This is a genomic window from Aeromonas popoffii (genome assembly GCF_000820025.1).
Lineage (GTDB): Bacteria > Pseudomonadota > Gammaproteobacteria > Enterobacterales > Aeromonadaceae > Aeromonas > Aeromonas popoffii.
On sequence record NZ_CDBI01000067.1, the window covers coordinates 17299 to 42250 of the forward strand.

General features: G+C 57.2%; 19 protein-coding genes and 1 pseudogene. 10 read left to right on the forward strand and 10 right to left on the reverse strand.

Annotation, left to right across the window (positions count from 1 at the left end; genetic code table 11):
- Positions 1-6 precede the first annotated feature (6 nt).
- Positions 7-441, reverse strand: coding sequence for a YccF domain-containing protein (locus BN1129_RS14410; protein ID WP_042037411.1), 435 nt, complete (start codon positions 439-441; stop codon positions 7-9).
- A 427-nt stretch (positions 442-868) separates the two neighbouring features.
- On the opposite strand from BN1129_RS14410, the gene tig reads away from it, so the two are divergent.
- The 6 genes from tig to ppiD all read left to right on the forward strand — a co-directional run bounded on the left by tig (position 869) and on the right by ppiD (position 9309).
- Complete coding sequence (tig, locus tag BN1129_RS14415; protein WP_042037412.1) at positions 869-2179, forward strand: trigger factor; 1311 nt, start codon at positions 869-871, stop codon at positions 2177-2179.
- Between the two features lie 86 nt (positions 2180-2265).
- The gene (clpP, locus tag BN1129_RS14420) at positions 2266-2889 is read left to right on the forward strand and encodes an ATP-dependent Clp endopeptidase proteolytic subunit ClpP (RefSeq protein ID WP_042037413.1); all 624 of its coding nucleotides are present in this window, start codon (positions 2266-2268) and stop codon (positions 2887-2889) included.
- A 70-nt stretch (positions 2890-2959) separates the two neighbouring features.
- Complete coding sequence (clpX, locus tag BN1129_RS14425; protein WP_042037414.1) at positions 2960-4234, forward strand: ATP-dependent protease ATP-binding subunit ClpX; 1275 nt, start codon at positions 2960-2962, stop codon at positions 4232-4234.
- 141 nt (positions 4235-4375) lie between these two features.
- A complete protein-coding gene (gene lon / locus BN1129_RS14430; protein ID WP_042037415.1) occupies positions 4376-6730 on the forward strand; it encodes an endopeptidase La in 2355 nt (784 codons plus the stop codon).
- Between the two features lie 240 nt (positions 6731-6970).
- Positions 6971-7243, forward strand: a complete 273-nt coding sequence (hupB, locus tag BN1129_RS14435) for a nucleoid-associated protein HU-beta (protein ID WP_005315375.1) — start codon at positions 6971-6973, stop codon at positions 7241-7243.
- A gap of 152 nt (positions 7244-7395) precedes the next feature.
- Entirely contained in the window at positions 7396-9309 is a 1914-nt protein-coding gene (gene ppiD / locus BN1129_RS14440; RefSeq protein WP_042037416.1) for a peptidylprolyl isomerase, read from the forward strand.
- 204 nt (positions 9310-9513) lie between these two features.
- Here ppiD and BN1129_RS14445 read toward each other — a convergent pair whose 3' ends face one another.
- Together BN1129_RS14445 and BN1129_RS14450 are read right to left on the reverse strand one after the other, a co-directional pair.
- On the reverse strand, positions 9514-11106 hold the full coding sequence (locus tag BN1129_RS14445) for an ABC-F family ATPase (RefSeq protein WP_042037417.1): 1593 nt from the start codon (positions 11104-11106) through the stop codon (positions 9514-9516).
- A 1077-nt stretch (positions 11107-12183) separates the two neighbouring features.
- A complete protein-coding gene (locus BN1129_RS14450; RefSeq protein WP_052449365.1) occupies positions 12184-12924 on the reverse strand; it encodes a LuxR family transcriptional regulator in 741 nt (246 codons plus the stop codon).
- Between the two features lie 1006 nt (positions 12925-13930).
- On the opposite strand from BN1129_RS14450, the gene BN1129_RS14455 reads away from it, so the two are divergent.
- Complete coding sequence (locus tag BN1129_RS14455) at positions 13931-14926, forward strand: DUF2860 family protein (RefSeq protein WP_042037418.1); 996 nt, start codon at positions 13931-13933, stop codon at positions 14924-14926.
- 141 nt (positions 14927-15067) lie between these two features.
- On the opposite strand, the pseudogene BN1129_RS22675 reads toward BN1129_RS14455, so the two are convergent.
- From BN1129_RS22675 to BN1129_RS14475, 5 genes and pseudogenes are all read right to left on the reverse strand, one after another.
- Positions 15068-15255, reverse strand: a pseudogene (locus BN1129_RS22675) (transposase); the annotation flags it as partial.
- A 195-nt stretch (positions 15256-15450) separates the two neighbouring features.
- A complete protein-coding gene (locus tag BN1129_RS14460; RefSeq protein ID WP_042037419.1) occupies positions 15451-17106 on the reverse strand; it encodes a cation acetate symporter in 1656 nt (551 codons plus the stop codon).
- Positions 17103-17414, reverse strand: a complete 312-nt coding sequence (locus BN1129_RS14465) for a DUF485 domain-containing protein (protein WP_042037420.1) — start codon at positions 17412-17414, stop codon at positions 17103-17105. The genes BN1129_RS14460 and BN1129_RS14465 overlap by 4 nt, the downstream gene beginning before the upstream one ends.
- Before the next feature lie 109 nt (positions 17415-17523).
- Positions 17524-18150, reverse strand: coding sequence for a 3'-5' exonuclease (locus tag BN1129_RS14470; RefSeq protein WP_042037421.1), 627 nt, complete (start codon positions 18148-18150; stop codon positions 17524-17526).
- Positions 18151-18152: 2 nt separating this feature from the next.
- Complete coding sequence (locus tag BN1129_RS14475) at positions 18153-19940, reverse strand: putative nucleotidyltransferase substrate binding domain-containing protein (protein WP_042037422.1); 1788 nt, start codon at positions 19938-19940, stop codon at positions 18153-18155.
- Between the two features lie 187 nt (positions 19941-20127).
- Between BN1129_RS14475 and BN1129_RS14480 the strand changes: the two genes are divergently transcribed.
- Positions 20128-20934: a crotonase/enoyl-CoA hydratase family protein gene (locus BN1129_RS14480; protein WP_042037423.1), complete on the forward strand. Its 807-nt coding sequence runs from the start codon at positions 20128-20130 to the stop codon at positions 20932-20934.
- Between the two features lie 74 nt (positions 20935-21008).
- Here BN1129_RS14480 and BN1129_RS14485 read toward each other — a convergent pair whose 3' ends face one another.
- Positions 21009-22502 (reverse strand): alanine/glycine:cation symporter family protein, encoded by a 1494-nt coding sequence (locus BN1129_RS14485; protein ID WP_042037424.1) that lies wholly within the window; start codon positions 22500-22502, stop codon positions 21009-21011.
- A 302-nt stretch (positions 22503-22804) separates the two neighbouring features.
- Between BN1129_RS14485 and BN1129_RS14490 the strand changes: the two genes are divergently transcribed.
- Together BN1129_RS14490 and BN1129_RS14495 are read left to right on the forward strand one after the other, a co-directional pair.
- Positions 22805-23242 carry a GNAT family N-acetyltransferase gene (locus tag BN1129_RS14490; RefSeq protein WP_042037425.1) on the forward strand — a complete coding sequence of 146 codons (438 nt, stop codon included), beginning with the start codon at positions 22805-22807 and terminating at the stop codon, positions 23240-23242.
- 18 nt (positions 23243-23260) lie between these two features.
- Positions 23261-24076 carry a M90 family metallopeptidase gene (locus BN1129_RS14495; RefSeq protein ID WP_042037426.1) on the forward strand — a complete coding sequence of 272 codons (816 nt, stop codon included), beginning with the start codon at positions 23261-23263 and terminating at the stop codon, positions 24074-24076.
- An 81-nt stretch (positions 24077-24157) separates the two neighbouring features.
- On the opposite strand, the gene BN1129_RS14500 is transcribed toward BN1129_RS14495, so the two are convergent.
- Positions 24158-24754: an acetate uptake transporter gene (locus BN1129_RS14500; protein ID WP_042037427.1), complete on the reverse strand. Its 597-nt coding sequence runs from the start codon at positions 24752-24754 to the stop codon at positions 24158-24160.
- Positions 24755-24952: the final 198 nt, after the last annotated feature.

Consider the following 24952-nt stretch of genomic DNA (forward strand, 5'->3'; position numbering starts at 1 on the left):
TGGTACTCAGCGAATGTAGCGACCGGATTCGGCTTCATGATTGGTCACCACCATCTGCCCAATGGGGGCAAGGGCGATCAGCGCCAGCTTGAGGTGCTGGATACCAAACGGAATACCTATGATGGTCACGAAGCAGGCCAGCGCCGAGGCGATGTGGCCGATGGCCAGCCAGATCCCGAGCACCAGGAACCAGAGGATGTTGCCGATCAACCCCAGGGTGCCTGTGCCTATATCACTCTGCCCTGTCATGCTCTTGCGGCTCACCGCCTGCTTGCCAAACGGGAAGAAGGTGAAGGTGCCGATGACGAAGCAGGCACGACCCCAGGGGATCCCGATCAGCGAGACAAAGCAGAGCAGAGCTGCCAGCCACCAGGCCAGCCCCATGAAGACGCCCCCCAGTAGAAACCAGAGCAGGTTAAACAAGAAGCGGAAAAAGGCCATGTTGGTCACTCCAGACTCATAAATTTGGTTGTCACCATAGCGAGCAGCAGCCATGGACGCAATGGTTGATGTGATGGGGTGGACAATTTGGGTCGCAGTCCACGAACAGGGCGGCTTTTTCACGGGAAATGAGGTGAAAAAGTAGGCCTTTGCGCGTAAAAAGGTGAGCAAGTGCAAATTCTTGTGTATCGCGCGCTTGAAGTCGGGCCAGGGCTTCCCCATATAAGAGTCAGATTTGCGCGAATTGTGCCTTCGGCCCCTCGTTGGGGGATGTGTGGCTCGACTCGACCAAAGTGCGCCGCTATAATGCCGCGTCATCTTTTCTCATCACAAAGACAGTCGTTGTCTTTATAAACAGGAAGACTCCGGGCTTTGCCCAGGGGCAATAAGGGTCAGCACACAGTGCTGAGTTGAACGAGGTAAAAGAATGCAAGTTTCTGTAGAGACAACCCAGGGTCTGGAACGCCGTCTTACCATCACTGTACCGGCTGCTACCGTTGACGCTGCCGTGCGTAAAGAATTGAATGGCCTGGCCAAAACCCGTCGCGTCGACGGTTTCCGTCCTGGCAAGGCGCCGGTTACCATCATCAAGAAGATGTTCGGTGCCATGGCTCACGCTCGCGTTGCTGATGAAATGATGCAGAGCAACTTCATCAAGGCCATCATCGAAAACAAATTGAGCCCCGTCGGTGCCCCGACCATGGACCCGAAAGAGATCCAGGAAGGTCAGGACTTCGTCTTCAGCGCCACTTTCGAAGTGTACCCCGAGTTTGAAGTGGCTGGCCTCGAGACCATCAAGGTCGAGAAGCCGGTTGCGACTGTCAAGGATGCAGATCTGGCCAACATGATCGACACCCTGCGCAAGCAGCACGCCACCTGGGCTGATGTTGATGCCGCCACTGCCGATGGCATGCGTGTGACCATGGACTTCATCGGTTCCATTGATGGTGAAGAGTTCGACGGCGGCAAAGCCGAAGGCTTCAACCTGGTACTGGGTGCCGGCCGCATGATCCCTGGCTTCGAAGACGCCATCATGGGCAAGAAAGCAGGCGACGAGTTCACCATCGACGTGACCTTCCCGGCTGACTACCACGCTGAAAACCTGAAAGGCAAGGCTGCCAAGTTCGCAGCCAAGCTTAATAAGGTTGAAGAGCAGATCCTGCCTGAGCTGACCGAAGAGTTCGTCAAGCGTTTCGGCATCGAGAGCGGTAACGTTGAAGAGCTGAAAGCCGAAGTGCGCAAGAACATGGAGCGCGAACTGGCTCAAGCCCTGAAAAACAGCGTGAAAGAGCAAGTGCTGAACGGCCTGGTTGAAGTCAACCAGATCGATCTGCCGAAGGCTGCCGTTGCGCAGGAAGTTGACGCCCTGCGTCAGCAGGCCCTGCAGCGTTTCGGTGGTTTCCAGGGCGGCAACGCACCTGAGCTGCCGGCCGAGTTGTTCCAGGCCCAGGCCGAGCGTCGTGTTCGCGTAGGTCTGCTGCTGGGCGACGTGATCCGTACCAATGAGATCAAGGCTGACGATGCTCGCGTGACCAGCATCATCGAGTCCATGGCCACTGCCTACGAAGATCCGAAGGAAGTGATCGAGTACTACCAGAAGAATGAGCAAATGCTGAATGGCGTGCGCAATCTGGCGGTTGAAGATCAAGCCATCGACCTGATCCTGTCCAAGGCGCAAGTGACCGAGAAAGAAGTTGCCTTTGACGAAGTGATCAATAAGTCCGGTGCCGCTGCCTAAGAACATTTGACTTAAGGTCAAGACTGTTAAGTATAATGGCTCGTGTGATCTCCACTCGGGCCATTTTATTTTAGGGACAATGCCTTATGTACAAGAACTATAACGATGTGACTGAATCCCCACGCAATGCGCTCATCCCCATGGTGGTAGAGCAAACTGCAAAAGGGGAGCGTTCCTACGACATCTATTCTCGTCTGTTGAAGGAGCGGGTGATCTTCCTGACCGGTCAGGTCGAGGATCATATGGCGAATCTGGTGGTAGCCCAGTTGCTGTTCCTGGAGTCAGAGAATCCTGATCAGGACATCAGCATCTACATCAACTCTCCGGGTGGTGCCGTCACGGCCGGCATGTCCATTTATGACACCATGCAGTTCATCAAGCCGGATGTCAGCACAGTTTGCATGGGGCAGGCCTGCTCCATGGGGGCCTTCCTGCTGGCCGGTGGTGCCAAGGGCAAGCGTTTCTGCCTGCCTAATGCCCGCGTGATGATCCATCAGCCGTTGGGCGGTTTCCAGGGCCAGGCATCTGATATCCAGATCCATGCCCAGGAGATCCTGAAGATCAAGAATACCCTGAACGAGCGCCTGGCGTTCCATACCGGGCAGGACATGGCCAACATAGAGCGTGATACCGACCGTGACAATTTCATGTCCGCCGAACAAGCCGTGGCTTATGGTCTGGTAGACAAGATCCTGAGCCAGCGCGGCTGAGCAGGGTGTCCCGGACTGTTGTAATCTCAACAGGACGATCCATCCTCTATTGATAAAACGAGGTTGCTGAATGACAGAAAAACGCAAGGGTGAGGGTGATAAGCTGCTCTACTGCTCTTTTTGCGGCAAAAGCCAGCATGAAGTGCGCAAGCTGATCGCTGGCCCTTCCGTCTACATATGTGATGAGTGTGTCGAGCTGTGCAACGACATCATCCGCGAAGAGATCCGCGAGATCTCTCCCAAGCGCGATGGTAGCGAGCTGCCGACCCCTCATGAAATCCGTGCTCACCTGGATGACTATGTGATCGGGCAGGAATATGCCAAGAAGGTGTTGGCCGTGGCCGTCTACAACCACTACAAGCGTCTGCGCAACAGCAGCGAAGCCGGTGGTGTGGAGTTGGGCAAGTCCAACATTCTGCTGATTGGCCCGACCGGTAGCGGCAAGACGCTGCTGGCCGAAACACTCGCTCGTCTGCTGGATGTGCCGTTTACCATGGCCGACGCCACCACTTTGACCGAAGCCGGTTATGTGGGCGAAGACGTGGAAAACATCATCCAGAAGCTGCTGCAAAAGTGTGACTACGACGTAGAGAAGGCCCAGCGTGGCATTGTCTACATTGATGAGATCGACAAGATCTCCCGCAAGTCAGACAACCCCTCGATTACCCGCGACGTGTCCGGGGAAGGTGTGCAGCAGGCCTTGCTCAAACTGATCGAAGGCACTATTGCTTCCGTCCCGCCGCAAGGTGGACGCAAGCACCCGCAGCAGGAGTTCTTGCAGGTTGATACTTCCAAGATCCTCTTCATCTGTGGTGGTGCCTTTGCCGGTCTGGACAAGGTCATTGAGCAGCGATCCGTCAAGGGCACCGGCATCGGTTTTGGCGCTGACGTCAAATCCAAGAATGCCAGAGCGACCCTGAGCGAAAACTTCGCCAAGGTGGAGCCGGAAGATCTGATCAAATATGGTCTGATCCCCGAGTTCATCGGTCGTCTGCCGGTGGTCGCGACCCTGACCGAGCTGGACGAGGCAGCCCTCATCCAGATCCTGAAAGAGCCGAAGAACGCGCTGACCAAGCAATATGCCGCGTTGTTTGATCTTGAAGGGGTGGAGCTGGAGTTCCGTGACGACGCCCTGAACGCCATCGCGCGCAAGGCGATGGAGCGGAAAACCGGTGCCCGTGGTCTGAGATCCATCGTGGAAGCCGTGTTGCTCGATACCATGTATGACCTGCCGTCCCTGGACGGTGTCAGCAAGGTGGTGATCGACGAGACGGTGATCAAAGGGGACTCCGCGCCCTTGATGATCTACGAAAATCCCGAGACCCAGGCCGCTGCATCAGAGTAACAGTCTGATTTTTAATCAAATGAAAGGGGCTTTTTGCCCCTTTCATGCTTTTTACGGTTTCGGCGATTGAATCTCATCTCTGCGCCCCCATATACTCAGCCAAGCGCTTTGCCAACGGTATAACAAGCCGAGAGGACATATATGAACCTAGAGCGTTCAGAACGCATCGAGATTCCCGTCCTGCCTCTTCGTGACGTGGTGGTTTACCCCCACATGGTCATTCCACTCTTTGTGGGGCGGGAAAAATCCATTCGCTGTCTGGAAGCGGCCATGGAGCAGGACAAAAAAGTTCTGCTGGTGGCCCAGAAGGATGCGTCAACCGATGAGCCAACGGTGGAGGAGATCTTCACCGTCGGGACTGTGGCCAATATTTTACAGATGCTCAAGCTGCCGGATGGCACCGTCAAGGTGCTGGTGGAGGGTGGCCAGCGTGCCCGTCTTGAGCGGATGATCGATGACAAGGACTTCTTCGTCGGTGAGGCGCAGTACATCGCCTCCACCGCTATCGACGAGAAGGACCAGGATGTGCTGGTACGCTCCGCCATCGGTCAGTTTGAAGGCTATATCAAGCTCAACAAGAAGATCCCGCCCGAGGTACTGACCTCGATTTCGGCGATCGACGATGCTGCACGTCTGGCCGATACCATGGCCGCGCACATGCCGCTCAAGCTCGAAGACAAGCAGAAGGTGCTGGAAATCGCCTCTGTGTCCGAGCGCATCGAGTTTCTGATGGCGATGATGGAGTCGGAGATTGACCTGCTGCAGGTCGAGAAACGCATCCGTACTCGCGTCAAGAAGCAGATGGAGAAGAGCCAGCGTGAGTATTACCTCAACGAGCAGATGAAGGCCATCCAGAAAGAGCTGGGTGAGCTGGAAGACAGCCCGGACGAGTTCGAAGCCCTCAATCGCAAGATTGAAGAGGCGGGGATGCCGGAGGAGGCCCGTGACAAGGCCCAGGCCGAACTCTCCAAGCTGAAGATGATGTCCCCCATGTCTGCCGAAGCCACCGTAGTGCGCAGCTACGTGGACTGGATGGTGCAGGTGCCGTGGAAGGCGCGCTCCAAGGTCAAGAAAGACCTTGGCAAGGCGCAAGAGGTGCTGGACGCGGATCACTTTGGCCTGGAGAAGGTCAAGGATCGCATCCTTGAGTATCTGGCGGTGCAGGCGCGGGTGAACAAGCTCAAGGGGCCCATCCTCTGTCTGGTCGGGCCTCCCGGTGTGGGCAAGACCTCGCTGGGCCAGTCCATCGCCAAGGCGACCGGTCGCAAGTACGTGCGCATGGCGCTGGGTGGGGTGCGTGACGAGGCGGAGATCCGTGGTCACCGTCGTACCTATATCGGTTCCATGCCCGGCAAGCTCATCCAGAAGATGGCGAAGGTTGGCGTGAAGAACCCGCTGTTCCTGCTCGATGAAATCGACAAGATGAGTTCGGACATGCGTGGCGATCCCGCTTCCGCCTTGCTGGAAGTGCTGGATCCGGAACAGAACAACAGCTTCAACGATCATTACTTGGAAGTGGATTATGACCTGTCTGACGTGATGTTCGTGGCCACGTCCAACTCCATGAACATCCCGGGTCCGTTGCTGGACCGGATGGAAGTGATCCGCCTCTCCGGTTACACCGAAGATGAGAAGCTCAACATTGCCAAGCAGCATCTGGTTGCCAAGCAGATCCAGCGCAACGGCCTGAAAGAGTCCGAGATCACCATCGAAGATTCTGCCCTGGTCGGGGTGATCCGCTACTACACCCGCGAGGCGGGGGTGCGGAATCTGGAGCGCGAGATCTCCAAGATTTGTCGTAAGGCGGTCAAGCGCATCCTGCTAGACAAGAGCATCAAGCATGTTCAGGTCAATCAGGCCAACCTCAAGGAGTTCCTCGGGGTGCAGCGTTTCGATTACGGCAAGGCCACCGATCAGAACCAGGTGGGTCAGGTATGTGGTCTGGCGTGGACCGAAGTGGGCGGCGATCTGCTCACCATCGAGACCACCAATATGCCGGGCAAGGGCAAGCTCACCTACACCGGCTCGCTCGGTGACGTGATGCAGGAGTCCATCCAGGCCGCCATGACGGTGGTGCGGGCCCGTGCCGAGAAGCTGCGCATCAATGCGGACTTCTACGAGAAGCGCGATATTCACGTGCACGTGCCGGAAGGGGCGACCCCGAAAGACGGTCCGAGCGCCGGTATCGCCATGTGTACCGCCCTGGTCTCCAGCTTGACCGGCAATCCGGTCCGTGCTGATGTGGCCATGACGGGGGAAATCACCTTGCGCGGCGAAGTCTTGCCCATCGGCGGTCTCAAAGAGAAGCTGCTGGCGGCGCATCGCGGTGGTATCAAGCGTGTGCTTATCCCGAAAGAGAACGAGCGTGATCTCGAAGAAATCCCGGACAACGTCAAACAAGACCTTGAAATCTATCCGGTTCGCTGGATTGACGAGGTGCTGGAACTGGCGTTGCAGGACAATCCGCAGGGGTTTGAGCGCGTTTCTGACGTGTAAATGTTGATGCGCCGCAAATTTGGCGCATTCGGGGGGTGGTTAAGGCTTGCATGCGCCGGGTAACGGCAGTAGCCTTGACCACCGTTCGGGGACTCATGGTGAGTCGCAATGCGTGATGTGGCGCGGGTTTGCGCTAGATTGTCACTTGCAACTGATCAGGAGGCTTGCTATAAAACCTCCACTTGTTGTGGCCAGGGAAATCGGCGCCGCAGCGATGTTCGATAAAAGGGGAATATAAGAGTGAATAAATCTCAACTGATTGACAAGATTGCAGACGGTGCTGATATCTCCAAAGCCGCTGCTGGCCGTGCGCTGGATGCTTTCATTGACGCCGTAGGTGAAGCACTGAAAGAGGGTGACCAGGTTGCTCTGGTGGGTTTCGGTACTTTCGCCGTGCGCGAGCGTGCTGCCCGTTCTGGCCGTAACCCGCAAACTGGCGCGACCATCGAAATCGCCGCTGGTAAAGTTCCTGCCTTCAAAGCCGGTAAGGCCCTGAAAGACGCGGTCAACTAAGTCCGGGCGCTGATATCACATCGGCCACCGTCCTTGGTCGCAGACCAGACAAGTGAGAGGGCTCTCCCTCATACTGATTGACCAAGGCGCATCGCAATCGGTGCGCCTTTTCATTATTTACGCCCATCGAGTTCGGGAGCATAAGTACACACATGATGTTGGATAAACTACGCGAAGGGGCGCAAGGCAAGGTAGCCAAGGTTATCTTGGGCCTGATCATCCTCTCCTTTGCCTTGGCCGGTGTAGGTAGCTACCTCAATGGCCCGGCACGTACCGCCCCCGCCACCGTCAACGGCAATGAGATCAGCTCGGCTGCGCTGGAAAATGCCTATCGTAACGAGCGGGCCCGCATGGAATCCCAAATGGGGGAGTCTTTCAGCCAGTTGGCCGCCAATCCCGCTTACATGAAGCAGTTCCGCCGCGGTGTGCTGGACCGACTGATCGATCAAGCCTTGTTTGACAGCAAGGCTCGCGAGCTGGGTCTGCGCGTCAGCGACGAGCAGATCAAGCAGGCCATTCTCGCCATGCCGGAGTTTGCCGAAGATGGCAAATTCAACAATGACCGCTACCTGCAGCTCATTCGTCGTGCCGGCATGACTCCCGAGATGTTCCGTGACTCCCTGCGCCAGGACATGGTGCGTCAGCAGCTGATGGGCGCCTTGCTGGGTTCCGAATTTGCACTCAAGGGTGAAGCCGAGCAGCTCGACCGGCTCTACAACCAGACCCGCGATCTGCGCTTGGTGCGTCTGGCTGCCGCCGCCTACCTGGGGGATGTTCAAGCCTCCGATGAGGAAGTGGAGCAGTACTACAAGACCAACAGCGCCCGTTTCATGAACGACGAGAAGGTCAAGGTCGACTATCTGCTGTTGGATGCCGCCACCCTCGGCAAGGATATCCAGGTCACCGAGCAGGATGCCCAGGATTACTACGATCAGCACCAGGACCTGTTCCAGCGTGCCGAGCGTCGCCGTGTGGCGCATATCCTGATCCCATTTGGCAAGGACGAGAACGCGGCCGAGCAGAAGGCTGACGCCTTGCTGACCCAGGCCCAGGGGGGGGATGATTTCGCTGCGCTGGCCAAGGCCAACTCTTCCGATACCTTCTCCGCCAAAAAAGGTGGCGAACTGGACTGGTTCGAGAAAGGGGTGATGGATCCTTCCTTCGAGAAGGCGGCTTTTGCCCTGAACAAGGCGGGTGATCTCTCCACCGTGGTGAAGAGCCCGTTCGGCTTCCACGTCATCAAACTGTTGGGGGTTGAAGCTACCCAGACCAAGCCGTTTGCCGATGTGAAAGCAGACACCATCAGCCGTCTGCAAGCTGACAAGGCCAAGGAGCTGTTCTTTGCCGAGCAGCAAAAGATGGCTGACAGCAGCTTCGAGAACCCGGATTCGCTGGACTTTACCGCCGATACCATGGGGATGAAGGTACAATCTTCCGATTACTTCACCCAGGCGACGGCGCCGGCTCCGCTGAACGATCCCAAGGTTCTCTCCGTTGCGTTCTCCGAGCAGCTGCGCGATGACAACACCAACTCCGACGTGATCGAGCTGGCGGATGGCAAGGCCCTGGTCATGCACATCACCGGCCATCAACCGAGAGCGGCCAAACCGCTGGCGGAGATCAAGGAGCAGGTGATTGCTGCCATCAAGCACGACAAGGCCAGTGAAGTGGCCCGTGGCAAGGCGCAGGTTCTGCTGGACAAGCTGAAGGCCGGTGAGAACATTCAGGCCGATCTGACCGCACTGGGTCTGAAGATGGAGACGCACAACGGTGTTGTCCGCTTCACTCAGGACATGGATCAGAACCTGTTGGCGCAGGCGTTCCGCATGCCTCATCCGCAGGATGGCAAGCCGAGTGTCGAGCTGGTGACCGAAGCCAATGGCGATCGTGTTGTGGTGGCCCTGGACAAGGTCAACGTGACCAAGGAGCCATCCGAGATGGTCAGCCTGCTGCAAGGCCAGCTTGGCCAGGGCAAGGCCCAGGTGAGCTACCAATCGCTGATCGAAGAGTTGCGCAAAGCGGCCAAGATTGAGTACTTCACCGATGTGGAAGCCACCGTCGAATAAACCCGACCGGTTCTCATCCATTGAAAACGGCTCCGTGATGGGGCCGTTTTTTTATCTGTTGGGGGGGGGCGCTGACGTCGTAATGTTGGCTGCGTTGGCTATACGCGACCAAGATTGACCGTCAGCATGGGACGATAGCCGACCATAAAAAAACCGGCAATCGCTTGCCGGTTGTTTCGATGGAGGCGCCTTGGCAGGCGAAGCTTATACCACGCCCTGAGTGCGCAGGTAATCCTCGTAGGTACCGCCGAAGTCGCGGATGCCGCTCTCGGTCAGCTCCATGATGCGGGTCGCCAGGGACGACACGAACTCACGGTCGTGGGAGACGAAGATGAGGGTCCCTTGATACATCTCCAGCGCCAGGTTCAAGGATTCGATGGATTCCATGTCCAGGTGGTTGGTCGGCTCATCCATGATCAGGATGTTGGGACGCTGCATCATCAGCTTGCCGAACAGCATGCGACCCTGCTCGCCACCGGAGAGTACCTTGACCGGCTTCTTGATGTCGTCCTGAGTGAACAGCAGACGACCCAGCACGGAGCGTACCGCCTGCTCGTCTTCGTTGGCCTGTTTCCACTGGGCCATCCAGTCGAACACGTTGAGATCGGTGTCGAAATCGTCGGCGTGATCCTGGGCGTAGTAGCCGATCTGGGCGTTCTCAGACCACTTGATGGTGCCGCTGTCCGGTGCCAGCTCGCCCATGAGGGTCTTGATCAGGGTGGACTTACCGATGCCGTTGGTACCCAGAATGGCGACCTTCTCGCCCACTTCCAGCATCATGCTCAGGCCCTTGAACAGGGGCGCCTCACCATAGCCTTTGGCAACGCCTTCCACTTCCAGGATGTTGCGGTAGAGCTTCTTCTCCTGCTCGAAGCGGATGAAGGGGTTCTGACGGCTGGAGACCTTCACTTCCTCAATCTTGATCTTGTCGATCTGCTTGAGGCGGGAGGTAGCCTGGCTGGATTTGGAGGCGTTGGCGCTGAAACGGGAGACGAAGGATTGCAGATCGGCGATCTGGGCCTTCTTCTTGGCGTTGTCAGAGAGCAGACGCTCGCGGGCCTGGGTGGCGGCCGTCATGTAGTCGTCGTAGTTGCCCGGGTAGACGCGCAGCTCGCCGTAGTCCAGATCCGCCATGTGGGTACAGACGGAGTTCAGGAAGTGACGGTCGTGAGAGATGATGATCATGGTACTTTCACGATCGTTCAGTACCTGCTCCAGCCAGCGGATGGTGTTGATGTCCAGGTTGTTGGTCGGTTCGTCCAGCAGCAGGATGTCTGGGTTGGAGAACAGCGCCTGCGCCAGCAGCACCCGCAACTTCCAGCCCGGCGCCACTTCGCTCATGGGGCCGTTGTGCAGCTCGATGGGAATACCGGCGCCCAGAAGCAGCTCGCCTGCGCGGGCCTCGGCGGTGTAACCGTCATACTCGGCGACCAGACCTTCCAGCTCGGCGGCCTTCATGTAGTCGTCGTCGGTGGCTTCCAGGTTGGCATAGATGGCATCGCGCTCGGCAATGGCGGCCCACAGCTCGTTATGTCCCATCATGACCACGTCCAGCACGCGCATCTCTTCGTAGGCGAACTGATCCTGGCGCAGCTTACCGATGCGCTCATTGACGTCCAGGCTCACATTACCGCCAGTAGGCTCAAGGTCGCCACCGAGGATCTTCATAAAGGTGGACTTGCCACAGCCGTTGGCGCCAATCAGGCCATAGCGGTTGCCGCCGCCAAACTTGACGTTGATGTTCTCGAACAGCGGCTTGGCGCCGAATTGCATGGTGATATTGTTGCTGCTTAGCATAGGGTTTAAATAAAATCCTTAATTATCAATGCATTATTGCACTGGTTGGAAACTTTGGGGCGCTATTGGAGCACATGCCCATTTTGTGTATTGCAGTCGAAATCAGGTCGGCCTCACTGCGGATCCGATCCATTCTCCATAGACCTCTTGCAACATCCTTGCTGAGCTGGGGCCCATTTGTTCAGCTATGAACGCAAGATTTCCGTGAGCAGTGATATTCCAACTGGCAAAAAAATGCCGAAGTTGATAGGCACGACGATACCGACCCCTGACTTTTTGATTGCTGCCCGCCATGGCGCCACCAGGAAAACTGCGGAGTAAAACGGTGCTCTACCTGGTACAAACTTGGTTGGACGAAATACTGGGCGCAATGTTTGGCGCACGATCATGCCACCTAGTAGGTGCATGTCAATCTTTGCGTCCGAAAGAGCCCCAGTTATCTTCAATTGTTCCTGTCATGCGGCCAGCGCCGGCGGCATCAGATGTACTATTCGTGTGTGATTTGCCTTCGGCAGTTTGAGTCGCATCTTCTGTTGAGTGATGTTGCATCGGATGCGGAGCACGCGCTGCACACCATCGGCATCCTCCCAGCTAACAGCCTGTAGCTCACCACAGGGCGGATGCCGGTATAGGCCATCACCAATAGCATGTTCCTGAATGGCTTGTTAGAGGTCACCTCCAGCAGGTTTTGACACTTCCTGTGCTCGAAAGGGTCTGCATACTTTCCTGCACTTCATTTTGCCGTATGCACACGGACATTAAGTTCCCTTTCCAAACATGCAAAGGTGCTATTTGTCTGGTGAGCCTCGATGTTTGTCGGCTGTGTAAGTTACAAGACCGGGCCAGGAAAGGGCGGGGGAGGATAGATTCGGGGCATTACCACCGGATTTTTTACGCGCTCCGGCAGCATCTTTGGACGCCCTGACATTGGGGCCGTCAGGGCATCATAGGTCAACGTCGATGAGCCCCATTGAGCAGCGGTTCGCTGGTCACGGCGGGACACTGCATACATTGCTCTTCAGCTGTTGAGAACATATGAGCTGACATCGTTATCACTTTAATAACACAGCCTAAGCCTTACAAATAATCTTCGATCTTAGCTAGGGTTAGGTCAGGACGTAGAAGCCCTCCCATGGCAGCCTTAGCGATGGCTTGATAGCGGTTCACCGAGTTTGTTTTCTGCACAGCTTCCTTGATGTGGTAATTCACAGTCCTCGCAGAAAGTGAGAGTATTTCGCCCATCTCTTCAGCCGTTTTTCCTTCACTGGCCCAAAATAGGCACTCTACTTCGCGAGCACTCAATGCTGGCGTCCGCTCTGTCGAACTAACGACTCGGATCCCAGCATTAAATATGTAGTCTGTAACCCACCGTAATATTGGACTGACCGCCTTGATATCCAAATTATTCTCTTCCGTGATGAAAGACAAGATTCCTGACTCCCCACCAGTACCACGAAATGGGAAGGAAACACCATCATGCAAACCACATGCTTTCGCCTCAGCCATCAATGCTAGGGCGCCATTGGGGAGAATTGGCTCAAGATGGAGGTCTTGCCAATAGATTGGCAATAGTCGCTGCATGGCAAGATAGATGACGGGGTCTCTTGACAACATGTTTTCTTTGCCATAGCGATTGACCCAGGTCTCATTGCAATGTGAAAAAATAATGGCTTTAGGGCGAGTTAGGCTCTGAGGGACCATCAAGGCGAAACGATACTGGTTGAACCCCATCGTCTGCGCAAACGCCATCAGAGCCTGATTGAGTTCAACGTCAGTCTTAATTTGGTTGAATGTCTCTACAAATCTTGTAATGTCCACTCGGACTCCTTGAGCTTGAGCCCATAGTAAAAATGACAATGTAATTAATCGTGTTGACTAATTGTATTGTCGCAGCATGAGCTTGCTACAGCCTGAACATTATTGAGTAATTGGTCATTTTAATCAAAAATAAATTGCATGATGACTTTAATAAAAGGCTCTGCGTGTTGTGCGGGCAACACACATCCAGATGTAGATGCGTCTCGTCACTTGTGACGAGGCCTTGTGGCCTAATGTTAGTCAGTTAAGCATTTTTATGACTAAATATGCTAAATTATGAATAGCGGGAACGGTGCCATGGTGACAGTGTCAATTTGGCTGAAACCTTTGCCCTGACTGATATCCAATAAAAAGAGGGAGGCATCATGCCTCCCTCACTCTTTAGTCCTTATACCTCGCGGGTTGGGACTCAAACTCTCTTAACTGACTTGCATTAAGCCCTTGTAGCCCGCTTTCTTATGCCAGAGCCGTAAGCAGTCAGAGCGGGGTTAATGGGATGGGCGGTGGACCTGGGGCGTTCAGTTTGTTTATCGCGCTCATATACGCCATCATTACTCCCACTTGGCCGCTGTAGTTACGCAGACTGATTTTCCCCGCCAGCCATTGTTTAAACCGGCGCATTGCCGTTTGCGCCAGCGAGCGACGGTAGAGTTGCACTTATACCTGTCTCAGATGGTTCATTTTTGCGGTCACTTTTGTCGTGTATAACGCCAACGACGATCTATTTTTAAAAAAATTGACCCACATCCCAAAAACATCTGATTTTTAGCAAGTAAATGATAAATCACTCACATTTTTTAACCTCATTTGGTATTATCAGTGGCATGATCCCCATACCTAATTCAGCGCATGCCGATAAAGACATCGTCCTGCCATGAGGGCGCAGCAATCTAAGCGTAAGCTTCATCAGATACCTCCCGAATAGACAGTGGTGTCCGGGAATCAACAGCCACCTATTCAAGCAGCTAGCGGGAAAATTCAAACATTTTTTGGGGTGTTTAAGTCAATGAAAAAACTATCATTTATTGCAGTGGCACTGCTTGCAACAACCTCTGTCAATGCTGAGATCATCAAGATCCCAACTCAATCTGGTTTCTCAGGTTTTGTCATAGGGGGGGTCGGCACCCTTGAGTACAAATCGAATATGTACAAAGGCCCGAATGATGACAATGACCGCCATGCTGGCTTGTTCAACTCACCAGAAAGCCACTCTTCTGTGACGCCGATTTTTGGTGCAGATCTCCGTTATACATTTGCAGAGACGCGTACTCAGCTGTTCCTTGGTAACCTTATCCAAGATGCGGTGCGTTTTGACTTCACCCAGCAATTAGGTGTGCGTCAGCAGATGGGAGATAAAGGGATTGTAGCTCTGGCTTACGTGTTCCCGCTGCTGCCGGCAGATACTTGGTCTGACCCCTATGCAGAAGGCAATCGCCATGAGACAGACATGAAGTCCGGGGGGGGCCGTTTAGCGTGGGATCAGATTTGGGGAACCCATTTCAACACTTCCTTCACCATGCGCAAGTTCGATATTTCTGAGGAGCGGAGCGGTCAGAGCCTGGGCCTCAGCAGCGCACAACGCGACATGCTAGATCGCAACGGCACCACCAGTGATGTTGCTCTGTCCTATGACTGGATCTTTACCCCCGGCCACGTACTGCGCCCGGAGCTGGTATACAGCAAGGGTAGTTTCGATGGCAGTGCCATGAGCTATGATAAGACCCAAATCCTGCTGTCTCACGGCTACAACAACAGTCAGTGGTCATTGGTCAGCAACATCTATCTCGGCCAAATGAGCTACGATGAAGTCAATCCCATCTTCGGTGACAAGGCTGATTCTGACGAGTTTGGTATCAGCGCAAGCTTCTTTTGGCACCGCTTGTTTGACGTGAAGGGACTCAACGGATTAATCAGCGCCTCTTATAGAAAAAGTGACTCAGACATCAACTTTTATGATGCCAGTATCAGAAGTATCAATACTGGTCTTGTTTATCATTTTTGATGAAATGGGATCCTACAACGCCAGCTGCAATGCTGGCGTTTTCAATAGGGGTTGAACGTCCCCACACCGTGCAGACTTTTTACAATACATATAGGGTCACTTTAAGAAAATCAGTCAGATGAGTCTGACTTCACCGTGCTTTCTGACGGGGCGGGTGGTATTGCTGACACAGCCATTGACCAGGGCGCAGAGCGGCATATTCATCAACTCGAACAGGGAGTCGAGCAACCCCTGAGTCGCTCGCAAAGTCAGGTTGAAAATGCCCTTGATCATCAGAAAGATGAGATGGCTTGGTCGGTATAGACCTGACTGCGGCCCCGCCTCCCCGGTAGGTTCTGTTCAAACCGCATCTATTTGGGCAACCATGCTTCTTCCAACTCCTTGAGGAAGCTATCAGGGAGTCATCCATCCCCGAAAATGTTAGCAAGAACAGTGAGCCGTCCCCATTGCACTCGGGTTGCCGCTCATGATGGGCGACCATGAAAAAAGCCGGCACGGGGCCGGCTTGCAAAGGGGAATTGCGCTTAGTGAGCGGTGGCGCTGGAGGCGCCGAACCCGGTTTGTGAGCGGACGAACTGGGGCAGGAACTTGGCGTGTTCCTCGGCTGCATTCTGCGACTTGTCGGTGACCGAAAACAGCCAAATCCCGATGAAAGCCACTGCCATGGAGAAGAGGGCAGGGTACTCGTAGGGGAAGATGGCCTGGGCATGGCCCAGCACCTTCACCCACACGGTCGGGCCCAGGATCATCAGGCTGACCGCACTGATCAGCCCGAGCCAGCCACCGTAGACGGCGCCACGGGTGGTCAGGCGTGACCAGAACATGGAGAGGAACAGCACCGGGAAGTTGCAGCTGGCCGCGATGGAAAAGGCCAAACCCACCATGAAGGCGATGTTCTGCTTCTCGAACAGGATCCCCAGACCAATGGCGACCACCCCCAGCACCACAGTGGTGTACTTGGAGACGCGCAGCTCGTCGGTTTCGTTGGCCTTGCCCTTCTTGATGACGCTGGCATAGAGATCGTGGGAGACAGCCGAGGCGCCCGCCAGGGTCAGGCCAGAGACCACCGCCAGTATGGTGGCGAACGCGACGGCCGAAATGAAGCCGAGGAACAGGCTGCCACCGACCGCATCGGCCAGGTGAATGGCCGCCATGTTGGTGCCGCCCAGCAGGGCGCCGGTGGCATCTTTGAAGGCCGGGTTGGTGCTGACCAGCAGGATGGCGCCAAAGCCGATGATGAAGGTCAGTATGTAGAAGTAACCGATGAAGCCGGTGGCGTAGAACACGCTTTTGCGCGCTTCCTTGGCATCGCTCACGGTGAAGAAACGCATCAATATGTGGGGCAGGCCGGCGGTGCCGAACATTAGGGCCAGGCCCAGCGAGATGGCGGAGATGGGGTCAGCGACCAGACCGCCCGGGCTCATGATGGCGATCCCTTTCTCGTGCACCTTGACCGCTTCGCTGAACAGAGCGCCGATATCGAAGTTGACCGATTTCATCACCATGATGGCCATGAAGCTGGCACCGGAGAGCAGCATTACCGCCTTGATGATCTGCACCCAGGTGGTGGCCAGCATGCCGCCAAACAGCACGTAGAGCACCATGAGTATGCCGACCAGCACCACGGCGACGTGATATTGCAGGCCGAACAGCAGTTCGATGAGCTTGCCTGCTCCCACCATCTGAGCGATCAGGTAGAGGGCGACCACCACCAGAGAGCCGCTGGCGGAGAGGGTGCGAACCTCGGTCTGCTTGAGACGGTAGGAGGCCACGTCGGCAAAGGTATATTTGCCGAGGTTACGCAGCCGCTCCGCGATCAGGAACAGTATGATGGGCCAGCCCACCAGGAAGCCGATGGAGTAGATGAGGCCATCGTAGCCTGAGGTGTAGACCAGGGCCGAGATGCCGAGGAAGGAGGCGGCGGACATGTAGTCACCGGCGATGGCCAGCCCGTTCTGGAAGCCGGTGATGCGGCCGCCGGCAGCATAGTAGTCGGAGGCCGAGCGGTTGCGCTTGGAGGCCCAGTAGGTGATGAACAGGGTGCCCGCCACGAAGATCACGAACATGACGATGGCCGAGATGTTGAGGGGCTGGCGATGGACTTCACCGGTCAGCGCGTCGGCCGCCAGCAGGGGGGAAGAGGCCAGCGAGGCCAGCAACAGCAGAGACTTGCCTTTCATGACTGTACTCCCTTGAGGATCTTCTGGTTCAGCTCGTCAAACTCGCCGTTGGCCCGGAACACATAGATGCCGGTCAGCACGAATGAGGCAAGGATCAGCCCCACCCCGACCGGGATGCCACGGGTGATGGTGGAACCTTCGCGCAAGGGGGTGCCGAGCCAGTCGGGGGCAAAGGCGATGAGCAGGATGAAGGCCAGGTAGAGCCCCAGCATCAGGATGGAGAGGGTCCAGGCGAAGCGCTGACGCTTGGCGATCAGCTCCTGGAAGTTGGGATCTTGCTGGATCCTGAGATAAGTTTGCTGTTCCATTGCAGTGCTCCATGACATTGAGTGTCAGCGGTGGATGAAGGGAGGTCCCTACCGAGCAGCAGACCTGCTCATGTAACTGAAATGTGAATTAAATGTTGCTTATGGGCAATTAGACTTTGGGATAAGTCAATGGGCCGCCTTGAGCCAGACGCAGGTAGATGAGGCCGGCCGTGATGGCGTCACTCAGGGCGTCGTGAACGGGTAGGGGGGGCAATGCCAGATGCTGGCAGATGGCGGCCAGATGCAGGTCGATGGCCGCGTCGGGATAGCGCCGATAGAGGCTGTCGTGATAGAGGCGGCTCACCTCTATGCCCCGCTGGGGCAGTGTTAGCCCCCACAGTTTCTGGCAGGCCAGGTTGAGAATGCGCAGGTCGTAGGCGATGTGATAACCCACCAGTTCGCGCGGGCCGATAAAGTCGAGCAGCTGGCGCAGCGCGGCTTCCAACGTTAATCCCTGTTGCAGATCCTGATGACGCAGGCCGTGGATCACCACAGACTGCGTGCTCAGACTGGCGGGCGCTTGCACCCGCAAGGAGAGGGCCTCTCCGGTGATCAGCCGGTTGCCCTGGATGCGCACTGCGCCGATGGAGACTATCTCCGCCCGTTCGAGATCCAGGCTGGTGGTCTCGAAATCGAGGGCAATCCGCTCATCGCCCGGCGGTAGGGTGAAGAGTGGAGCGAACTCCCCTTCACGGAAAGCGCGGCCAAGCCAACGGCGTCGCCAGTGGTTCCACATGCCTATTGTCTCAGACGAAAGTGCAAGGTGAGCCACTGCTGGAACTTCTTCACCTGATGCAGCGCCTGGCGCAGCAGATCCCGCTCGCCGTGACTGAGCTCACCTATCTGCACCCGGCTGTCGCCCCCCTTGAGCTGGCTGCGCAGCCTCAAGCGGATAAAGAGCCGGAACGCCTCCGCCAGATTGCTGCCATAGCTGGCACTGAGCCGATCGCACGCCACCAGCGCCTCGATGCGCCCCAGGGTGGAGGTCTCCAGAATGGCCGCTTCCAGCGCCAGCATGCGGATGCCGTGCACCAGAGGGAAGAGGCCACCCCGCTTGAGATCCAGCCCATCCGGCGCCCGCTCCAGCCTGCCAAACAGGGTGAGCGGGGCATGAAAGGCCACCGCCGGCCGCACCATCTCCGCCAGCAGATCCCGCCGATCGGCCAGTTGCTCCCGCAGCTTGCTGGCGATGGGAGGCAGCAGGTTGCGATCCCCGGCGATAGGGTGGGCATCGGCCAGGGTGGCGAGCCAGAGCAAGTCAGCCTCGCCCGCGTTGACGCAGGCCCGCTCAATCTCCTGTTGCCACTCGTTGACCTCTTTCACCCAGTTCGGGTTGTTGACCATCACCCGGCCGGGGCAGGGCGGATAACCGAGCCGTTCCAGCAGGGCGCTGAAGGCGGCCAGATCCGCTTGCTGATCCGGCCAATGCAGGCCGGCGGGCAGGATCAGGGCATTGTCCTGATCGGTTTTCTGGATCTGCTCGCCGCGTCCCTCCGAGCCCAGCATCAGCAAACACACCTTGTCCTGTACCTCGGGGGGGATCAGCAGGGCAAAGGCCTTGGCGATCAGCTGCTCGTTGATGGTGGCGATGAGCCTCATCAGGAAGGCGGTGTGGATCCCCTGGGCAAACAGCGAGCGGGTCAGTTGCTGCTGCTCGCGGGCCACCGCCTCCAGCGCGGGCAGGGAGTCTGCCCGGGCGATGCGCAGGGTCAGCACGTGGGAGTGAGTCGAGAAGAGCCCCAGCACCTGAGTCAGTTGCAGGATCCCCGCTACCTCGTTACCACGCCACACCACCAGTCGCTTGATGCGGTGACGGGTCATCAGCAGCAGGGCATCAAACAGATAACTCTCCAGCGGCAGACCAATCAGCTGCGTGGGGGTCAGCACCGAAAGGGGCGCGGTGAGCGGCAACCCCTTGAGGGTCAGGGCGTGGAGCAAGGTCTTGCGGGTCGCCAGGGTGAGCGAGCCGTCGTGGGCGGGGTAGAGCAGGCAATCGGTGCCCTGCGCCACCATGGCTTCGGTGGCCGCCAGCAGGCTGAGCCGGTTTTCGACGACGAGCGGCGCCTGCAGATGGTCGGGTTCTATTCTGGTCAGAATAAATTCCGCCAGATTTTTCTGGCCCAGCCGTTCCCGTTGTGACTGCTGTTGTTGCCGCTCGGCCAGATTGGCGGTGAAGTAGCTGGCCAGTGCCGGCGTCTGTTCACAGAGGGCCAGAAAGGTGTGGCGGGGGATCAGTTGGCAGAGTGTATCTTCCAGCGCCGTGAAGTTGTGGCGGCAGCGACCGTCAAACTGGGCCCGCACGTCGAACAGATCATCGACCCCGTAGTCACCGAAGTGGTGGTGAGGCGCGGACTCCTCTACCGTCCCCTTGATGATGAGATAGAGGCCTGGCGGGACATCGCCGGTATTGAGCACCACCTGGCCCGCGCGGAAATAGCAGATGGAAAGGCTCTGAGCGAGCCGCTGGTGCGCCTCGGCGTTCAGGCAGTCAAACGGCGGGCGGGCAAAGTTGAACAGAGTGGTCATGGCAATCCTTGGCCGGTGGCGTCAGGTCAGTCTGACAAAGCGGTGGCGTGTGAGCTAGCCGACTTTAGTCGCACGCAGCATCTGCAACGGGAATCGGATGCCCTCACTGTACCTGGTGATCACACTCTGATAACGTTGTGGTATGACCAGTGAGTCAATGACAGGGATCAAGGAGAGGATAAGGGAGATGGAAAAACCAAGGGTCAAGTGCGAGATCCGGGACGGTATCGCCGAAGTGATGCTGGCGCGGGGGGACAAACTCAATGCGCTGGATAGAAGCATGTTTGGCGCCATCGACGAGACGCTGCGCCAGCTGCAGCAGCACAAAGGGTTGCGGGCCGTGATCCTGCACGGTGAGGGACGTGCCTTCTGCGCCGGACTGGATGTGAAGTCCATGCTCAAGCAGCCGGTGGCGGCGCTCGACATCCTCAAGCGTGAGGCCGATGAAGCGACCAACCTGGCCCAGCGGGTGGCCTACGGCTGGCACCAGCTGCCGGTGCCGGTGATTGCGGTGACCCAGGGGGTTTGTTTCGGTGGCGGCCTGCAAATTGCGCTGGGGGCTGATTTTCGGTTCAGCACCCCGGATTGCCGCTTCTCGGTGATGGAGATCAAGTGGGGCATTATTCCCGACATGAGCGGCAGCGTCACCCTGCGCAACCTGATGGGGGTGGACACGGCCATGGAGTTGGCTATGAGTGGGCGCGAGCTGGATGCCGTCGAGGCCAAATCCCTCGGGCTGGTGAGCCGGGTCTGCGAGGACCCGCTGGCAGAGGCGCGCGAGTTCGCCAGGACGCTCATCACCAAGTCGCCAGACGCATTGGCGGGGATCAAGCAGCTCTACCATCAGGCTTGGGCGCGCAGCGATGAGGTGATGCTCAAGGAAGAGACCCGTTTGCAGAGACAGATCCTGGGGCGGCCCAATCAGTGGCGCGCCACGTTCAACAGCCTGTTTCGCTGGCGCTTGCCATTCGGGCCGAGGCGCAATCCGCTCTGACCGCGAGCAGATAAAGTGCAAAAGAAATGGCAGCCTAGGCTGCCATTTTTATCGATGTCTTATGTCATTGCGGTTCAGGAGATCTTGCGATCCGGCTCGAACGGGTGGCCGGCCTTCTCCTGTTCCAGGTTGTCTTCGGAGCGGTGACCCATCCAGTAGTCGGCGTTCTTGATGCCGAGTTTTTCCGGGTGGAACACGGGATCCTGCCCCTTGGCCTGCTGGGCTTCATAATCCCGCAGGCAGGCGAAGGCGGTCTTTTGCAGCAAGAGGATAGCGATGATGTTGAGCCAGGCCATAAGGCCGACCCCGATATCACCCAGCCCCCAGGCCAGATCGGCGGTCTTGACGGTGCCATAGACGGTGGAGGCCATTAGCGTCAGCTTGAGCACGAAGGTCAGCCAGGGACGGTTCACCTTGCGGTTGATGTAGGCGATGTTGGTCTCGGCGATATAGTAGTAAGCGACTATGGTGGTGAACGCGAAGAAGAAGAGCGCGATGGCCACGAACATGCTGCCAAAGCCGGGCATCATGCTCTCCATGGCGGTCTGCACATAACCCGGGCCCGCTGCGATGCCGGCAATGCCAGTATAGAGGGCGACGCCATCCGGTCCCTGTACGTTATAAAGGCCTGTGATGAGCAGCATGAAGCCGGTGGCAGAGCAGACGAACAGGGTATCGATATAGACGGAGAACGCCTGAACCAGACCCTGTTTGGCCGGGTGGCTCACCGCTGCTGCGGAGGAGGCGTGTGGCCCTGTACCCTGGCCCGCTTCGTTGGAGTAAACCCCGCGCTTGACCCCCCACATGATGGCCAGACCCAACACGGCGCCAAAGCCGGCATCAAAGCCGAAGGCACTCTTCCAGATCAGCAGGATCACGCCCGGCAGGGCCGTGATATTGAGGGCGATGATGACGCAGGCCACTATGATGTAGCCCAGCGCCATAAAGGGCACCACTGTACTGGCGAAGCTAGCGATCCGCTTCACACCACCGAAGATGATAAAGCCGAGCAGCAACGCCAGAGCGGCGGCGGTGACGTTCGGATCGATATCAAAGGCAGTTTGCAGGCTGGAGCCGATGGAGTTGGCCTGCACCCCCGGCAGCAGCACGCCGCAGGCGAAGATGGTGGCGATGGCGAAGGTCCAGGCATACCACTTCATGCCGAGCCCTTTCTCGATGTAGAAGGCCGGTCCGCCGCGGTATTCGCCGTTGATCTTCTCCTTGTAGACCTGACCCAGGGTGGACTCCACGAAGGCGGAGCTGGCGCCGAAGAAGGCGACCATCCACATCCAGAACAGGGCGCCCGGGCCACCGAAGGTGATGGCCGTGGCGACACCGGCGATGTTGCCGGTACCGACCCGGCCAGCCAGGGTCATGGCCAGCGCCTGGAAGGAGGAGACACCGGCATCCGTGCTCTTGCCGTCAAACATCAGCCGGATCATCTCCTTGATGTGACGCAGTTGCAGGAAGCGGCTGCGCAGGGAGAAGTAGAGGCCTACCCCCAGACACAGAAAGATGAGCGCTGGGCTCCAAATTACCCCATTGATGGCATTGACGATCTCATTCATGTACAACAACTCCTTTGTCGTGCTGTCTTGGCGGGGTCTGCGCCCCGCTCCCTTAAAATAGTGGGTGACCAAGAGGGTCATTTCATCGTGTGCGGGACTTTCAACTGCCAAGTCCGCGGGTTTTAACATATCCATTTGTTCATGGGCTTCCCAGCGAAATATGTTGTTAACTTGTTAATTTGTGAATTGACATTAACAAATGGCCGATTTGACTGGACACAATACGGCATAAGCCCCTTATCATCGTCGTTTGCGCCTCGATGTATGGAGGGGGCTGAGACAGAGCAAAATGGAGGCCAACGATGAAGATGGACAGTGAGGAGTGGCAGATCCGGCTCGCCGCGCAGGCGGATGCCGATGCCATGGCGCAGCTGTTCGGGCAGCTCGGCTATCCGGCCAGCACGGCCGAGGTGGGCGAGCGCGGGGGTAGGCTGGATCCGGCTACCGAGGTGCTGCTTGCGTGTCATGGGACTGACGTGGCGGGTGTGCTGGTGTGGCACCGCCTGCGGCCATTGCATGTTGCACCAGACTGGGGCCTGATCTCGGCGCTGGTCGTCGATGAAGGTGCAAGGGGGGTGGGTGTGGGGGCCGCCTTGCTGGCGGCGGCAGAAGCCAGCGCCCTGGCGCAGGGTTGCAGCCAACTGGAGTTATCCAGCAGTCTCAAGCGTGAAGAGGCTCATCGCTTCTATCTGGCGCAGGGCTACCTTGAACGCCCGAAACGGTTCGTGAAATTATTCTGATCAGCAAGAGGAGTCTGCGTGTTCTGGTCCAGGTTATGGAGTCTGTTTGGTGGCGCATCCCGGCAGGAAGAGAATGCCCCGGGAGCGTTGGAGTGGCAGCAAGCACTGGCGGCCGTGCCCATTTTGCAAGGATTTACCCGCAGTGATCAGCTGAGGCTGGTTGCGCTGGCGCAGCAGTTTCTGGCTCGCAAGACACTCACCCAGATTGGCGTCGAGCTCACTCCTCGCCAGCAGGCGGTGCTGGCCCTGCAGGCCGTGCTGCCCATTTTGCATCTGGGGCTCGACTGGTATCGCGGTTTTCACGAAATCATCCTGATCCCCGAGCCGGTAACTCGCCGTCAGGAAGTGCAGGATGAGTTCGGTCTGGTAAGCGAGTGGGAAGAGGAGAACGCCGGTGAGTCCTGGCCGCAGGGACCGCTGGTGCTGGCCTGGAGCGAGTTGCAGCAGGATGGGGATTGGGATGGGTTCAACCTGGTGATCCACGAACTGGCCCACAAGCTCGACATGCTGGGGGGGGAGGCTGATGGTGCGCCACCACTGCCGGCAGGCATGGATCCGCGCCAGTGGACCCAGGCGTTGCAGGGGGCATTCGATGCCATGAACGCCCAGCTGGCCCGCGACGAGGTGACCGCCATCGATCCCTATGCCGCCGAGCATCCGGCCGAGTTTTTTGCCGTGTGCTGCGAGAGCTTCTTTACCGATCCGCAGCGCTTGCAGCAGGTCTATCCCGCGGTATACCGGCAACTAAGCCAGTTCTTTAGCCAGGATCCCGCCCTGCGTTTTCCGGCGACCCGCTTGTTGGCGGGAGAGGCGCAAACGGGGTCACTTGTCTGATAACCGATCCGCAGATGATGTAATCTGAATAGCAAAAAGGCACCCGAAGGTGCCTTTTTCACAATCTGAATCGCTTGCCTATCAGGCAGCGGCTTTCAGCTGCACGGCTGCGGCTTTCTTGTGATCGCCAATCGGCAGCACTGTGCGGCCAAATTGCTCGTTGATCACGGTGGCCATGGCCAGGTAGATGGCGCTGGCACCGCAGATGATGCCTTCGAAACCAGCGATGGTGCCGATCAGGGTGCTGCCGGTGAAGTCACGGGCGGCCAGCAGGAAGAACAGCACTGTCAGGGAGGCAAACACGAACTGCTTCACGCGCGGGTAGTTGACGGTGCCAACCAGCATGAACAGGGTGAACATGCCCCACATCAACAGATACCAGCCCATGTAGGCAGCGGGAGTGGCTTCGGCCAGACCCATGGTCGGCATCACCAGCAGGAACACCAGGCTCCACCAGAAGGTGCCGTAGGAGATGAAAGCGGTGACACCGAAGGTGTTGCCACGCTTGAACTCCATAATACCGGCAATGATCTGGGCCAGACCGCCATAGCACAGGCCCATGGCCAGGATCATGGCGCTGATGGGGAAGAAACCTGCGTTATGGATGTTCAGCAGAATGGTGGTCATACCGAAACCCATCAGACCCAGAGGGGCAGGGTTGGCCAATTTTTCGCTCACGTGGCGTTCTCCAAAAAATAGAGGTGGGGGGTTGATAAAAGACGCGCGATTTTAGGCAGGCTCTTGGCCCCGAGCAAGAGGGGGAACCGCAGAAATGGTAAAAAACCACACGAAATTTTACCCCATGAACCATTCGTGCCATTCAGGTAGATAACAGGTGAATAAATAGCGCTTAAAAGGTTTATTTTTTGTATGAAA